11 protein-coding genes are annotated in these 15,137 nt (G+C 71.5%); 6 read left to right on the top strand and 5 right to left on the bottom strand.

Going from position 1 to position 15,137, the window contains the following annotated elements; translation table 11 throughout:
• Positions 1-91: 91 nt before the first annotated feature.
• From ACFWFZ_RS33555 to ACFWFZ_RS33535, 5 genes are all read left to right on the top strand, one after another.
• A complete protein-coding gene (locus tag ACFWFZ_RS33555) occupies positions 92-1,417 on the top strand; it encodes a DUF2252 domain-containing protein (protein ID WP_387127665.1) in 1,326 nt (441 codons plus the stop codon).
• Between the two features lie 86 nt (positions 1,418-1,503).
• Positions 1,504-2,193, top strand: a complete 690-nt coding sequence (locus ACFWFZ_RS33550) for a hypothetical protein (protein ID WP_387127662.1) — start codon at positions 1,504-1,506, stop codon at positions 2,191-2,193.
• 48 nt (positions 2,194-2,241) lie between these two features.
• A complete protein-coding gene (locus tag ACFWFZ_RS33545) occupies positions 2,242-3,036 on the top strand; it encodes a DsbA family protein (RefSeq protein WP_387127660.1) in 795 nt (264 codons plus the stop codon).
• A 160-nt stretch (positions 3,037-3,196) separates the two neighbouring features.
• Positions 3,197-4,858 carry an alkaline phosphatase D family protein gene (locus ACFWFZ_RS33540; protein WP_387127658.1) on the top strand — a complete coding sequence of 554 codons (1,662 nt, stop codon included), beginning with the start codon at positions 3,197-3,199 and terminating at the stop codon, positions 4,856-4,858.
• Between the two features lie 240 nt (positions 4,859-5,098).
• Positions 5,099-6,046: a zinc metalloprotease gene (locus ACFWFZ_RS33535; RefSeq protein ID WP_387127699.1), complete on the top strand. Its 948-nt coding sequence runs from the start codon at positions 5,099-5,101 to the stop codon at positions 6,044-6,046.
• 85 nt (positions 6,047-6,131) lie between these two features.
• Here the strand turns inward: ACFWFZ_RS33535 and ACFWFZ_RS33530 are convergent, their stop codons facing one another.
• The 5 genes from ACFWFZ_RS33530 to ACFWFZ_RS33510 form a co-directional block, all read right to left on the bottom strand.
• Complete coding sequence (locus ACFWFZ_RS33530; RefSeq protein WP_366679853.1) at positions 6,132-6,701, bottom strand: dienelactone hydrolase family protein; 570 nt, start codon at positions 6,699-6,701, stop codon at positions 6,132-6,134.
• Positions 6,702-6,874: 173 nt separating this feature from the next.
• Complete coding sequence (locus ACFWFZ_RS33525) at positions 6,875-8,467, bottom strand: Na+/H+ antiporter (RefSeq protein WP_387127655.1); 1,593 nt, start codon at positions 8,465-8,467, stop codon at positions 6,875-6,877.
• A 98-nt stretch (positions 8,468-8,565) separates the two neighbouring features.
• Complete coding sequence (locus tag ACFWFZ_RS33520) at positions 8,566-9,507, bottom strand: RluA family pseudouridine synthase (protein ID WP_387127653.1); 942 nt, start codon at positions 9,505-9,507, stop codon at positions 8,566-8,568.
• Between the two features lie 41 nt (positions 9,508-9,548).
• A complete protein-coding gene (gene lspA, locus ACFWFZ_RS33515) occupies positions 9,549-10,109 on the bottom strand; it encodes a signal peptidase II (RefSeq protein ID WP_387127650.1) in 561 nt (186 codons plus the stop codon).
• A gap of 228 nt (positions 10,110-10,337) precedes the next feature.
• On the bottom strand, positions 10,338-11,138 hold the full coding sequence (locus tag ACFWFZ_RS33510; RefSeq protein WP_387127648.1) for a TraR/DksA family transcriptional regulator: 801 nt from the start codon (positions 11,136-11,138) through the stop codon (positions 10,338-10,340).
• Positions 11,139-11,751: 613 nt separating this feature from the next.
• Between ACFWFZ_RS33510 and ileS the strand changes: the two genes are divergently transcribed.
• A complete protein-coding gene (gene ileS / locus ACFWFZ_RS33505) occupies positions 11,752-14,922 on the top strand; it encodes an isoleucine--tRNA ligase (RefSeq protein WP_387127646.1) in 3,171 nt (1,056 codons plus the stop codon).
• The last annotated feature ends 215 nt before the right edge of the window (positions 14,923-15,137 follow it).

The raw sequence follows: 15,137 nt of genomic DNA, 5'->3' as shown, positions 1-15,137 counted from the left end.
CGGTACGGTCGGGCGTTGCAGAACCAGGGGCGCAGGTCCGGCGTCCAGTCCGGCAGAGCCCGTACCACCCGTGCACCAGGAGGAACCCGCCATGGCGGTCCCCGCGACGACCGACGAGCAGCGCGCCGAAGAGATCCTCGACGTGTTCGACACCGCCTTCGGTGAGCTGCTCGCCGCCGACCCCGCTGCCTTCCAGGTCAAGTTCCGCAAGATGGCGGCCTCGGCCTTCGCCTTCTACCGCGGCACGGCCTGCCTCTTCTACTCCGACCTGGAGCGGGACCGGCACGGCGGCCCGTACCTGGACGAGCGGACGGGCCGGGTGTGGATCCACGGCGATCTGCACGCCGAGAACTTCGGCACGTACATGGACTCCAACGGCCGGCTGATCTTCAACGTCAACGACTTCGACGAGGCCTATGTCGGCCCCTTCACCTGGGACCTCAAGCGCTTCGCCGCCTCCGTCGCGCTGATCGGCTACACCAAGGCGCTCAGCGACGAGCAGATAAGCGAGCTGGTGCGGATCTACGCGGGCGCCTACCGGGAGCGGATCCACCGGCTGGCCGCGGGCGCCACGTATGAGGAGGTCCCCTCCTTCACCCTGGACACCGCCGAGGGCCCGCTGCTGGGCGCGCTGCGCTCGGCCCGCTCCCGCACGCGCTTCTCGCTGCTGGACTCGATGACGGAGATACGCGACTACGAGCGCCGTTTCACGTCCGGTGGCGGCTGCGTCGAGCTGGACGCCGCGACCCGCTACAAGGTGCTGGCCGCCTTCGACGGGTACCTGGAGACGCTGCCCGACGAGTCGCTGGTGCGCCCCGACTCCTACCGGGTCAAGGACGTGGTGGGCCGCCGGGGCGTCGGCATCGGCTCCGCGGGCCTGCCCTCCTACAACATCCTGCTGGAGGGGCACAGCGACGCCCTGGAGAACGACGTCGTGATCTACCTCAAGCAGGCGCAGACCCCGGCGGTGTCCCGGCACATCACGGACCGGGCGGTGCGGGAGTACTTCGAGCACGAGGGGCACCGCACGGTGATCTCGCAGCGGGCGCTCCAGGCGCACGCCGACCCGTGGCTGGGCTGGACCGAGCTGGACGGGGCGGGCCAGCTCGTCGCGGAGGTCTCCCCCTACGCGGTGGACCTGGACTGGTCGGACCTGGACGAACCGGAGGGGATCGCGGCGGTCGTCGCGGACCTCGGCCGGGCCACGGCGACCATGCACGCGTCGGCCGACGAGGCGGAGAGCGGACAGTCCCTGGTGCCGTTCTCCACCGAGCGGGCCATCGACGCGGCCATCGCGGCGGACGAGGGAGGCTTCGCGGAGCTGCTCGTGGACTTCGCGCACGCGTACGGGGCCCGGGCGCGCGCCGACCACCAGATCTTCGTGGACCTGTTCCGCAACGGGCGCCTCACCCCCTAGAAGGTGGTGTCGTCGACGGGCTCGGCATGATCGGCGAGACGCCCCCTGAACCGGCTCGCACAGGAACACGTGGCACACTCGCGAGGATGGATTTCTCCGGGACGGGACTCAGAGGGCTGCGGGCCGCGCTGTTCAGCGCGCTCGTCGTCCTGCTCTCGTCCGGCTCGCACGTCCTGATGTCCCAGGTGCCGCTGCCGCCCGCGCTGGTGGGCGGGGCCTTCGCGGGTGTGTTCGTGATCGCCTACGCCCTCGCGGGCCGCGAGCGGGGCTTCGGCCCCATCGCGGGGCTCCTCGTACCGCTGGAGCTGGCCGCCGACACCGTCTTCACCGCCGGCCAGCACCTCTGCTACGGCCCGGCCGGCGGCCCCGTCTCGGGGCCGCTGCGCGCCATGGGCCTGGAGGAGCTGTGCGGGGGCACCCCGGTGGGCGGGCCGCTGACCGAGGTGGCCGGGCCCGCCGCCGACGCGGCCGCGCTGCTGGCCTCTCCGGGGCCGTACACCCCGTGGCTGCTGCTCGGCGCACACGTTTCGGTGGGGCTGCTCGCCGCCGCCTGGCTGCGCCACGGCGAGCGGGCGCTGGGCCGGCTGCTGCGGGCGGTTTCGGCCTTCGCGTTCCGGCCGCTGCAGCTGGCGGCGGCCGCCGTCGCGGTGGCCTGCGGGCTGGCGCGGCGGGCGCTGCGGCCGGTCCCGGCGGGCGCCGGGGCCCGTACGCGCTTCCCCGCACACTCCGTGGGACGGCGGGGACCCCCCGTGCTCGGTGCGCTCGCGCGCACCTGACGCACGTACGGCAGTCCCTTACCCACGTCACACACCACGGAGATCACGATGAGTTCACGCAACAGCCAGGCGAACAAGGCGGCGGCCCGCGAGCGGCTGCGCGCCGAGCGCGAGGCGCAGGCCAAGAAGGACAGGATCCGCCGGCAGGTCATAGTCGGCGTCGGCGTCGTGGCCGCGCTGGGGCTGGCCGGCGGCATCGCCTACGGGGTCATGAAGGCCAACGAGCCCGACTACTGGGAGAAGGCCGCCAAGGCCGAGCTGGTCAAGCCGAAGAACACCACGGGCGACGACGGCACCACGGTCGTCGTCGGCAAGGCCGACGCGAAGAAGACCCTGGAGCTGTACGAGGACTCGCGCTGCCCGGCGTGCGCCTCCTTCGAGCAGGCCGCGGGCGAGCAGATCAAGAAGGACGTCGAGGCGGGCAAGTACAAGCTCCAGTACGTCGGCGCCACCTTCATCGACAACGCCGTCAAGGGCGAGGGCTCCAAGAACGCGCTGAGCGCGCTGGGCGCGGCGCTGAACGTCAGCCCGGAGGCCTTCCTGGAGTTCAAGGGGGCGCTGTACTCCAAGGAGCAGCACCCCGAGGAGACCGTGGACAGCTTCGCCAAGGACGACTACCTGCTGAAGGTGGCGGACACCGTCCCGGCGCTCAAGGGCAACGCCGAGTTCAAGAAGGCCGTCGAGGACGGCACGTACGACCGGTGGGCGCTGGAGATGTCGAAGGCCTTCGACAAGTCCGGTGTGAAGGGGACGCCGACCCTGAAGATGGACGGCAAAAAGATCGACACCCCGCAGACGGCGGAGCAGTTCACGGCGGCGATCGACAAGGCCCTGCAGGGCTGACCCCTGGAGTTCAAGGAGGGAGTCCCAGGCCCTCCAGGCATCCCGGGAGACAGCTTCCGGACCGGCCGCACCGACGGGCGGGCGAACTCGCGGAGTTCGCCCGCCCGTTGCTTTCCGACATCTGTTCCCCAGGGTGTACCCGTCGGTAATATGACCGGCCGTGACCAGTCATCTCATCCCTTCCCAGCCCGCGGCAACGCCCCGGCGCCGTACGGTCGTTCTCGCCGCGGCGGCCACGGCCACGCTGGCCCCCCTCACCTCGCTGGGCTCCGCAACCGCCCACGCGGCGGGCATCGCGCCCGCCTTCCTGCACGGCGTCGCCTCCGGCGATCCGCTGCCCGACGGCGTCCTGCTGTGGACCCGTGTCACCCCGACCCCCGAGGCCGTCCCCGGCTCAGGCCTCGGCCCGGCCGTCCAGGTGCGCTGGGAGGTGGCCTCCGACCGGGCCTTCTCCCGGGTCGTCGCCGGGGGAACCGTCACGGCGAGCGCGACCGCCGACCACACGGTCAAGGTGGACGTGCGGGGGCTGCGGCCGCAGACGCCGTACTGGTACCGGTTCACCGCCGGCTCGGCCGTCTCTCCCGTCGGGCGCACGCTGACCACCCCCGGCCACGACGTGACGACCCCTTCGGTCCGGTTCGGCGTGGTCTCCTGCGCCAACTGGGAGTCCGGCTACTTCTCGGCCTACCGCCACCTGGCCGCCCGTACGGATCTGCACGCGGTCCTGCACCTGGGCGACTACATCTACGAGTACCAGTCGGGGGGCTACCCGGAGGCCAAGTACACCGTGCGCCGGCACGACCCCCAGCACGAGATCGTCTCGCTGGCCGACTACCGCACCCGGCACGGCAGGTACAAGACGGACGCCGACCTCCAGGCCCTGCACCACGCGCACCCGGTGATCGCCATCTGGGACGACCACGAGTTCGCGAACGACATGTGGTCCGGCGGCGCCGAGAACCACACCCCGGGTACCGAGGGCGACTGGGCGGCCCGTGCCGAGGCCGCCAAGCAGGCGTACTTCGAGTGGATGCCGGTGCGGACCTCCACGGCGGGCACCGTCTACCGCAGGCTGCGCTTCGGCACTCTCGCCGACCTCCACCTGCTGGACCTGCGCTCCTTCCGCTCGCAGCAGGCCGAGGTCGGCAGCGGCGCGGTGGACGACCCGGAGCGCACCCTCACCGGACGCGCCCAGCTGGACTGGCTCAAGTCGGGCCTCGCGAGCTCCGACGCGACCTGGAAGCTGGTGGGCACCTCGGTGATGATCTCGCCGGTGGCCTTCGGCTCGCTGCCCGCGCACCTGCTGGGGCCGCTCGCCAAGCTGCTCGGCCTGCCCGAGGGCGGCATCGCGATCAATGTGGACCAGTGGGACGGGTACACGGACGACCGCAAGGAGCTGCTGGGCCACCTGAAGGACCGGAACGTCAAGAACACGGTGTTCCTGACCGGCGACATCCACATGGCCTGGGCGAACGAGGTCCCGGTCAACATGGCCACCTATCCGGGCTCGGGCACGGCGGCGACCGAGTTCGTCGTCACGTCTGTGACCTCCGACAACCTCGACGACATCCTGCACGTGCTGCCGGACACGGTCTCGCTGGTGGCCGAATCCGCCATCAGGGCCGCCAACTGGCACGTGAAGTGGCTCGACATGGACGCGCACGGCTACGGCGTGCTGGACGTGACGCCGGAGCGCTCGCAGATGGACTACTACGTCATATCCGACAAGCGCCGGCCCGACGCCGCGTCCGAATGGTCCCGTTCCTACCGGACCCTGAACGGCACCCAGAAGGTGGAGCGCGCCTACCAGCCCGTTCGCTGACCGCCTGATCGACCGTCAATTCTTCCGCCATGAGGGGCGTCTGGTACATACCAGGCGCCCCTTGTGCGTGCGAAGCAACAAATCTTTTACGTAAGACACTTGACCTGAATATGTCATGCACACATAAGCTTCGCGCCAGCTGAAGAAGATCCTTCAGGCCACCACCCCCACACCCCCCACCCGCGAGGAGCACACGTGCGCGCGAACGCCCGCATATCCCCACTTCTCCGCCGCCGCCTGATGGGCACGGCGGTTCTGGCCGGAACCCTGGCCTTCACCCCGCTTGCCGCCCCCACCACGCTCGCGGCCGCCAAGACCCCCGCCGAGGTGTGCGCCGACCAGGCCGCCGCACCCGCCAACGCCCGCGTGACCCGCGCCCACGACGAGCACGCGGACGAGCCGAACGAGCTCACCGACGCGCAGGCCAAGGCCATGGACGCCGACCTCAAGTCGAAGCTGGACAAGGCCCTCAAGAACCAGCCGCAGCGCAGCCTCGCCGCCGCCGAGGCCGTCGTGAACATCCCCGTGTACTTCCACGTCGTGCACTCCGGCACCACCGGCAAGCTGACGTCCACGGACGTGAGCAAGCAGCTCGCGGTCCTCAACGCGGCCTACGGCGGCCAGGGCACCGGCAACGTCAACACGAACTTCCAGTTCACCCTGGCGTCGACCGACTACACCGACAACGCGTCCTGGTACAACCTGGCTTCCGGCTCCCAGGCCGAGAAGGACATGAAGAACACCCTGCGCAAGGGCGGCCCGGGCGCGCTCAACTTCTACACCGCCAAGCTCTCCGGCGGTCTGCTGGGCTGGGCGACCTTCCCGACCTCCTACGCCTCCAACCCCAAGATGGACGGCGTGGTCGTGCTGGACAGCTCGCTGCCCGGCGGCTCCTCCGCCAACTACAACGAGGGCGACACCGCCACCCACGAGGTCGGCCACTGGCTGGGGCTGTACCACACCTTCCAGGGCGGCTGTAACGGCAACGGCGACTACGTCTCCGACACCCCGGCCGAGAAGAGCGCCGCGTACGAGTGCCCGACCGGGCGCGACAGCTGCGCCAACAAGCCGGGCGCGGACCCGATCCGCAACTTCATGGACTACACGTACGACTCCTGCATGTACCAGTTCACCGCCGGCCAGGTGGCCCGCATGAGCAGCAGCTGGACCGCCTACCGCGCGGGCTGACCCAGCGACGAGGAGGGCCCGGCCCGGCATCCGCCGGGCCGGGCCCTTCCGCATGTCCCGCCCCGGAGATGACCCTGGGGGGCGGCTAGAGGCTGTCGAGGAAGCCGATCGCGGTCTTCCAGGCCTCCTCCGCCGCCTCGGCGTCGTAGTCGTCGAGGTCGGGGTCGGTGAACAGGTGCCCGGCGCCCGGGTAGCTGTGGACCTCGACGTCCGCCCCGGCCCGCTGCATCCGCAGGTACCAGGCGGTCAGCCAGTCGTGCGGCTCGAAGGGATCCGGGTCCGCGATGTGCAGTTGCACCGGGAGTTCGTCCACCGAGGCGCCGTCCTCCAGGTCCGCCGTCCCGTGCAGCAGGAGCAGCCCGCGCGCCTTCTCGTCGGCCAGCGCCAGGTGCTGGGCGAGGGAGCCGCCGAAGGAGAAGCCCGCGTAGACCAGGCCCTGGTCGGAGTGGGGGGCCGAGGCCAGCACCGCCCGCTTCAGCAGCTCGTCACGGCCGATCTCCTCCTGGTGGGCCATGCCCTCCTCGACGGTCTCGAAGGTGCGCCCCTCGAAGAGGTCCGGCACCTGGACCTGGTGACCGGCCGCGCGCAGCCGGTCGGCCGCCGCGTGCACCGCGGGCCGCAGCCCGTACGTCGAATGGAAAAGCATGATGTTCATGCCTCCATCGTGCCAGCCGTCCCGGGCCCTGGGACGCCGCGGCTCCCGCTGCTCGACCTGCTCGTGTGTCGTATCTCACGAGCGGTCCGTACGGGAACGGGCGCGGGCGGCGGCGGCCCGGACGTGACGGACACCACACCGCACCGCACGGCCCCGGCCCCGGAAGACACCGCCTACGGTGCGCGCAGGCTGCGGACGTCGAGGTGCCGCAGCACCCGGTCGACGACCTCCGGGTCGGATCCTGGTTCGCTGCGGGCGGCCAGCACCTCGTGGCGGGCGGCCGACATCATCTCCCGCTGGATCCGCTGGACGTCGTGGAGTCGCTGCACGCGCTGCGCGTACGCCTCGCGCCGTTCCTCGTCGACCATGTCCGGGCTGATCCTGGCCCCCACGTCGTACGCGCGCCGGCTCAGCTGCTCGATCAGGTCCTCCGGCAGGTCCTCGGCCTCCTCGATCTCCTTCAGCCGCCGCTTCGCGGCCCTGGCGGCGCGGACGGCCAGCTGCCGCTCGGCGTCCCGCCGGGCGTCGGTGTCCTCCTCCACGCCCAGGCGCCGCACCAGCCACGGCAGGGTCAGCCCCTGGCACACCAGCGTCACCATGATCACCGCGAACGCGATGAAGATGATCTCGTCCCGCGCCGGGAAGGGCGCCCCGGAGTCCGTCTCCAGGGGAATGGCCAGGGCCAGGGCCACCGAGGCCACCCCGCGCATCCCGGCCCACCACATCACCACGCTCTCCCGCCAGCTGAGCGGGATCTCCTCGTCGTAGTCGCGCCGCTGGTGCAGCTTCTTGGCGAGCCACCCGGCCGGCAGCAGCCACACCAGCCGCACACCGACCACCACCGCGACGACGACCGCCGCCCATCCGGCCATCTCCCACGGGCGGTCCTGCGCCGTCCCGAAGACGTTGTGCAGCTCCAGCCCGATCAGCCCGAAGGCGACGCCGGTGACCAGCGTGTCCACGACTTCCCAGAAGGTGTGCCCGGCCAGGCGCCCCAGCACGTCGTCGGCGTCGGATGCGTACTCGGCGAGGAACAGGGCGGTCGTCAGCACGGCCAGCACCCCGGATCCGTGGAGCTCCTCGGCGACCACGTACGACACGAAAGGCACCAGCAGCGTCAGGCCGATCTGAAGGGTGGCGTCGCCGAGCCGGCCCATCAGCCGGTGCGTGGTCCAGCCGAGGGCCAGGCCGACGGCCACGGCGACGACGGCGGACAGCACGAACTCCGCGAGCGCGTCGGGCCACGAGAAACTGCCGCTGACGGCGGCGGCGATCGCCACGTGGTAGAGCACGATGGCCGTCACGTCGTTGAAGAGCCCTTCGCCCTCCAGGACCGACACCATGCGCCGGGGCAGCCCCAGCGATCCGGCGACGGCGGTGGCGGCGACCGGGTCCGGCGGCGCCACGAGCGCGCCGAGCGCAACGGCGGCGGCCAGCGGCAGCGCGGGCACCAGGGAGTAGGCGACGGCGGCGACGGCGGCGGTCGTGACGAACACCAGGGCCACGGCCAGCAGCAGGATGGGCCGCACGTTGGCGGCGAACTGCCGCCACGAGGTCCGCTGCACGGAGGCGTACAGCAGCGGGGGCAGCACCAGCGGCAGGATGTACTCGGGCGGGACCTCGACGTCCGGCACGGCCGGCACCAGGGCGAGGACCGCCCCGCCGAGGGTCATCAGGACCGGCGCCGGCAGCCCCAGCCGGTCCCCGAGCGGCACCATGACCACGGCCCCGAGGAGGAGCACGAAGAGCAGAGCGAGCTGATCCACTCCCCCACCCTGCCAGGCCGCCGGGCCCGGCCGCGGCCCCGGGCCGCCGGTCGCGTGTCGGGGCCCGCCGCCCGCCCCGTACGGCGGTCCGGGGGCTGCTACTCGCTCTCGGCGCGGATCACGTCGAGGGCGTGCTGGAGGTCGGCCGGGTAGGTGCTCTCGAACTCCACCCACTGCCCGTCCGCCGGGTGCTCGAAGCCCAGCCGGACCGCGTGCAGCCACTGGCGGGTCAGTCCGAGCCGCTTCGCGACGGTCGGGTCGGCGCCGTAGGTCAGGTCGCCGACGCACGGGTGGCGGTGCGCGGACATGTGCACGCGGATCTGGTGCGTACGCCCCGTCTCCAGCTTGATGTCCAGGAGCGAGGCGGCGCGGAAGGCCTCGATCAGGTCGTAGTGGGTGACGGACGGCTTGCCGTCCTGGGTCACCGCCCACTTGTAGTCGGCGCTCGGGTGACGGCCGATCGGCGCGTCGATCGTGCCGCTCATAGGGTCGGGGTGGCCCTGCACCAGCGCGTGGTAGCGCTTGTCGACGACCCGCTCGCGGAACTGGTTCTTCAGCGAGGTGTAGGCGCGCTCCGACTTGGCGACGGCCATCAGGCCGGACGTGCCGACGTCGAGGCGGTGCACGATGCCCTGGCGCTCGGACGCGCCGGAGGTGGAGATGCGGTAGCCCGCGGCGGCGAGACCACCGATGACGGTGGTGCCGGTCCAGCCGGGGCTCGGGTGGGCGGCGACGCCCACGGGCTTCATGATGACGACGATGTCGTCGTCGTCGTGGACGATCTCCATGCCCGGGACCGGCTCGGCCACGACCTCGACGGGCCGCGGGGGCGCGGGCATCTCGACCTCGAGCCAGGCACCGCCGTGCACGCGCTCGGACTTCCCGACGACGCTGCCGTCGACCGACACCTTCCCCTCGGCCGCGAGCTCGGCCGCCTTGGTCCGGGAGAAACCGAACATACGGGCGATGGCGGCGTCGACACGCTCGCCTTCGAGGCCATCGGGAACGGGCAGGGTGCGGATCTCGGGAATCGTACTCACCCGTCGAGTATGCAGGACTCGACGGACGCGCCGTCCCGCGATCAGTCCTTGTGGACGGTGCCGTCCGGGTCCAGGCCCTTGAAGGACAGCAGCACGATGAGGATGCCGCCGCACACGATCGCCGAGTCGGCGATGTTGAAGACGGCGAAGTGGGCCGGCGCGATGAAGTCGACGACCGCCCCGCGGAACACGCCCGGCGAACGGAAGATCCGGTCGGTCAGGTTGCCCAGCGCACCGCCGAGCAGCAGACCCAGGGCGATGGCCCACGGCAGGCTGTAGAGCTTGCGGGCCAGTCGCACGATCACCACGATCACGGCCGCCGCGATGACGGTGAAGATGACGGTGAAGGCCTCGCCGAACCCGAAGGCGGCGCCCGGGTTGCGGACCGCCTCGAACTTCAGCAGGTCACCGATGATCTCGATCGGCGGCTGGTGCTCCAGCTTCGCCACGACCAGCATCTTGGTGCCGAGGTCCAGCAGGTAGGCGAGCACCGCCACGACGATCAGTGCCGCGATCCGCCGACGCCCCTTGGGCTCGGCCGACTCCGGCTGGGCGTCGTCCCCGACCTCCGGCGTACCGATGATGCGCTCCGCCTCTGCCACGTGAGTTCCTCGAACTAGCCGACCCAGGCCCCTCCTGGACCCTGACCAGACGAGGGTACGTCAGGGCCCCCGCGCACCGCCCGCGGCCAGCGATGTCCGGCGGACCAAGGCCGCCGGCCCCTCAGGTCCTGTCTGGAGTTCCCCCGCGGCGTTGCGGCGTCTGGCACGCACCCTCGGCGTGCGGGACGAATGCCGCTCCTTGCTCCACGGGGCAACTCGATACAGACCCTAGTGGCGCCGCTCCTGCTTCTGCTTGCAGTCCACGCAGAGCGTGGCCCGCGGGAAGGCCTGCATCCTGGCCTTGCCGATGGGCTGCCCGCAGTTCTCGCAGAGCCCGTACGTGCCCGCCTCCAGCCGTTCCAGGGCCCGCTCGGTCTGCTCCAGCATCGAGCTGGCGTTGGCGGCGAGCGCCAGCTCCGACTCCCGCGTGATGTTCTTGGTGCCCGTGTCGGCCTGGTCGTCGCCGGCGCCGTCGCCCGAGTCCCGCATCAGGCCGGAGATGGCCACCTCGGAGGCGTCCAGCTCGGCGCGCAGCCGCAGCACCTCCGACACCAGCTCCGCGCGGGCCTCCTCGACCTCCTTGGACGTCCACGGGTCCTCCCCGGGCCGTACGGCGAGCTCGCTGGGGGCGGCAGCCGCCGTGACCCGGGTCTTGGGCAGCCCGCTCGTGGCGGCCGCAGCCGTCTTCCTCGCCGCACCGGTGCTCTTCTTGGCAACCACGTTCCGGACTCCCGTCTCCTCAGCGGCGTGCGCCGCCCCCTCGGCCCCGGCCTTCTTGGCCGTGGCCGTCCGCTTCTCGACGGCGGTCGTCTTCCTGACTGCGGTCGTCTTCTTCCCGGCCGCGGTCGCCTTCTTGGCCGGAGCCTTCTTGGCCGGAGCCTTCTCGGCCGCGGTCGTCCTGTCCGCCGCGACCGTCTTGTCCACCGATGCCTTCTTCGCCGGAGCCTTCTTGGCGGTCGCCTTGCGGGCCGCCGTCGCCTTCTCGGCGGGAGCCGGGTTCCCGGAGACCGCTGTCTTCTTCGCCACCATGGCCGCGGCCCCTTCACATACTGTGATATTGCTCGCGAATCGTGCCGGAACGATAAATCGGCTCCGCCCCCGCGGCAACGGGGCACGCATCCGTCGAGGTCAACCTGCATCCGTTGTGCCCATCCGCAGGCCCGGTAATCCGCCCCTCCCGCCCCACCTGATCCTGCGGCGACGCCGATGGCCCGTTCGGGTCACCCGGGGCCCCGCACCGGACCCGGCCTCCGGCCCCTCCCGCGGCCCCGTGACCTCACCCCCGCCGCGCCGTGGCCGCGGACCCCGTACGGGTCCCGGAAAACCGGTCTGCCGCGCGCCCTCCCGGCCCGTACACTGGGCCCAGCGAAAGGCATGGACGGGGACGAGTAGCGTCGGACGCAGCCAGGAGCGACCCGGGGACGGTGAGAGCCCGGGGGCGAGCGCGACGTGAAGGATCACCCCTGAGCCGCCGGAAGAAAGCCGCGGGTCCCCCGCAGGGCGAGTAGAACCGGCTTCGCACCCCAATGAGGGGGCCACCGGATCCGTCCGGCGGCCAAGGAGGGTGGTACCGCGGGAGCAGCAGTCGGCTCTCGTCCCTCCGGACGGAAGTGACACCCCGCCGGAGGAAGAGTTCAGCCTCATGACCACACCGCCGCAGTACCGCCCGGTACCCGCCCAGGTCGACCTGCCTGCCCTTGAGCACGCGGTCCTCGACTTCTGGCGCGAGAGCAAGACCTTCGCCAAGACCCTGGAGCAGTCCGAGGGCCGCCCCGAGTGGGTCTTCTACGAGGGCCCGCCCACCGCGAACGGCATGCCCGGCGCGCACCACATCGAGGCCCGCGTCTTCAAGGACGTCTTCCCCCGCTTCCGCACGATGCGCGGCTACCACGTGGCCCGCAAGGCCGGCTGGGACTGCCACGGCCTGCCCGTCGAGCTCGCCGTCGAGAAGGAGCTGGGCTTCAACGGCAAGCAGGACATCGAGGCGTACGGCATCGCCGAGTTCAACGCCAAGTGCCGTGAGTCCGTCACCCGCCACACCGACGCGTTCGCCGAGCTCACGACCCGCATGGGCTACTGGGTAGACCTGGACGACGCCTACCGGACCATGGACCCCGAGTACGTCGAGTCCGTGTGGTGGTCGCTGAAGGAGATCTTCAACAAGGGCCTGCTCACCCAGGACCACCGCGTCGCCCCCTGGTGCCCGCGCTGCGGCACCGGCCTGTCCGACCACGAGCTGGCCCAGGGCTACGAGACCGTCGTCGACCCCTCCGTCTACGTCCGCTTCCCGCTGACCTCCGGCCCGCTCGCGGGCGAGGCGGCGCTGCTGGTCTGGACGACCACCCCGTGGACCCTGGTGTCCAACACGGCGGTCGCGGCCCACCCCGAGGTCACCTACGTCGTGGCCACGCGCACCGGCGAAGAGGGCTCGGAGAAGCTGGTCGTCGCCCAGCCGCTGCTGGAGAAGGCCCTCGGTGAAGGCTGGGAGGCCACGGACCAGACCTTCACCGGCAAGGAGATGGAGCGCTGGACGTACGAGCGCCCCTTCGACCTGGTCGAGTTCCCCGAGCCCGCCCACTACGTCGTGAACGCCGAGTACGTCACGACCGAGGACGGCACCGGTCTGGTCCACCAGTCCCCCGCCTTCGGCGCCGACGACCTCGCGGTCTGCCGCGCGTACGGCCTGCCGGTCGTGAACCCGGTCCGCCCCGACGGCACCTTCGAGGAGGACGTCCCCCTGGTGGGCGGCGTCTTCTTCAAGAAGGCCGACGAGAAGCTGACCGCCGACCTCGACGCGCGCGGCCGGCTCTTCAAGCACATCGCCTACGAGCACAGCTACCCGCACTGCTGGCGCTGCCACACGGCCCTGCTCTACTACGCGCAGCCGTCCTGGTACATCCGCACCACCGCCGTCAAGGACGCGATGCTGCGGGAGAACGAGAAGACCAACTGGTTCCCGGACTCCGTCAAGCAGGGCCGCTTCGGGGACTGGCTGAACAACAACATCGACTGGGCGCTCTCGCGCAACCGCTACTGGGGCACCCCGCTGCCGATCTGGCGCTGCGAGGACAACCACCTGACCTGCGTCGGCTCGCGCGCCGAGCTGAGCGAGCTGTCCGGCCAGGACCACTCGAACCTGGACCCGCACCGCCCGTACATCGACGACGTGACCTTCACCTGCACGCACGAGGGCTGCTCCCTCGAAGCGGTCCGCGTGCCGGAGGTCATCGACGCCTGGTACGACTCGGGCTCGATGCCGTTCGCGCAGTGGGGCTACCCCTACAAGAACAAGGACATCTTCGAGAAGCGCTACCCGGCGCAGTTCATCTCGGAGGCCATCGACCAGACGCGCGGCTGGTTCTACACGCTGATGGCGGTCGGCACCCTCGTCTTCGACAAGTCGTCCTACGAGAACGTGGTCTGCCTGGGCCACATCCTCGCCGAGGACGGCCGCAAGATGTCCAAGCACCTGGGCAACATCCTCCAGCCGATCCCGCTCATGGACCAGCACGGCGCGGACGCGGTCCGCTGGTTCATGGCGGCCGGCGGCTCCCCGTGGGCGGCCCGCCGCGTGGGCCACGGCACGATCCAGGAGGTCGTCCGCAAGACCCTCCTCACGTACTGGAACACGGTCGCCTTCCAGGCGCTGTACGCCCGTACCTCGCAGTGGGCGCCGTCCGCGGCCGACCCGGCCCCGGCGGACCGCACGGTCCTCGACCGCTGGCTGCTCTCGGAGCTGCACGCCCTCGTCGCCGAGGTCACGGAGGCGATGGAGTCGTACGACACCCAGCGGGCGGGCAAGCTGCTCTCCGCCTTCGTGGACGACCTGTCCAACTGGTACGTCCGCCGCTCGCGCCGCCGCTTCTGGCAGGGCGACGCGGCCGCGCTGCGCACCCTGCACGACGTGGTCGAGACGGTGACCCGCCTCATGGCCCCGCTCACCCCCTTCATCACGGAGCGGGTCTGGCAGGACATGGTGGTGCCGGTCACCCCGGACGCCCCCGAGTCGGTGCACCTGTCGACGTGGCCGGTCGCGGACACGGCGGCGATCGACCCGGCGCTGTCGCAGCAGATGCTGCTGGTCCGCCGCCTGGTCGAGCTGGGCCGCGCCACGCGCGCCGAGTCGGGCGTGAAGACCCGCCAGCCGCTCTCGCGGGCGCTGGTCGGCGCGGTGGGCTTCGACGCGCTGTCCCCGGAGCTCCAGGCCCAGATCACGGAGGAGCTGAACGTCTCCTCCCTGGCGTCCCTCTCGGAGGTCGGCGGGTCCCTGGTGGACACCACGGCGAAGGCGAACTTCCGCGCGCTGGGCAAGCGCTTCGGCAAGGGCGTCCAGGACGTGGCGAAGGCGGTGGCCGCGGCCGACGCGGCGGCGCTGTCGCTGGCGCTGCGCTCGGGTGCGGCGACGGTGGAGGTGAACGGCGAGCCGGTGACCCTCTCCCCGGAGGAGGTCATCATCACCGAGACCCCGCGCGAGGGCTGGTCGGTGGCGTCCGACTCAGGCGCGACGGTGGCCCTGGACCTGGAGATCACCCCGGAGCTGCGGCTGGCGGGCCTGGCCCGTGACGCGATCCGCCTGATCCAGGAGGCTCGGAAGAACTCCGGCCTCGACGTGGCGGACCGGATCGCGCTGCGGTGGTCCTCCGCGGACCCGGAGGTCGTGACGGCCCTGACGGACCACGCCGGGCTCATCGCGGACGAGGTGCTCGCCACGGACTTCGCGTCCGGCGAGGCCGATGCCGATGCCGATGTCGCCTACGGTGCCCCCTTCACGGACGAGCCGCTGGGCCTGACCTTCCGCCTCCGCAAGGCGTAAGCCGGCCCCTACGGCCCGCACCCCTCCCTCCCGGGGGGTGCGGGCCGTTTCCGACTGCGCCCGGTGGCCGCGCCTCAAACGCCGGCGGGGCTGGGGGTGCGGTGTCCCTGTGTCGGAGGCTTGGGGCGCTGCCCCTGTTCCGCGGGTGCGGGCCGGTGGTCGCGCCTCAAGCGCCGGCGGGGCTGGGGGGTGGTGTCCCTGGTCGGGGTCGGGAG

Origin of the sequence: Streptomyces sp. NPDC060232, assembly GCF_042726555.1 — a bacterium.
Classification (GTDB): Bacteria; Actinomycetota; Actinomycetes; order Streptomycetales; family Streptomycetaceae; genus Streptomyces.
Note: the sequence above shows the minus strand (reverse complement) of the source record. Positions and strands in the feature narration are given on the sequence as shown.

Bases quoted from the DNA above. Each gene is read 5' to 3' on its own strand.
- ACFWFZ_RS33530 (WP_366679853.1), bottom strand. From the start codon at position 6,701: ATGAACATCATGCTTTTCCATTCGACGTACGGGCTGCGGCCCGCGGTG.
- ACFWFZ_RS33510 (WP_387127648.1), bottom strand. From the start codon at position 11,138: ATGGTGGCGAAGAAGACAGCGGTCTCCGGGAACCCGGCTCCCGCCGAG.
- ileS (WP_387127646.1), top strand. From the start codon at position 11,752: ATGACCACACCGCCGCAGTACCGCCCGGTACCCGCCCAGGTCGACCTG.
- ACFWFZ_RS33555 (WP_387127665.1), top strand. From the start codon at position 92: ATGGCGGTCCCCGCGACGACCGACGAGCAGCGCGCCGAAGAGATCCTC.
- ACFWFZ_RS33545 (WP_387127660.1), top strand. From the start codon at position 2,242: ATGAGTTCACGCAACAGCCAGGCGAACAAGGCGGCGGCCCGCGAGCGG.
- ACFWFZ_RS33550 (WP_387127662.1), top strand. From the start codon at position 1,504: ATGGATTTCTCCGGGACGGGACTCAGAGGGCTGCGGGCCGCGCTGTTC.
- ACFWFZ_RS33535 (WP_387127699.1), top strand. From the start codon at position 5,099: ATGGGCACGGCGGTTCTGGCCGGAACCCTGGCCTTCACCCCGCTTGCC.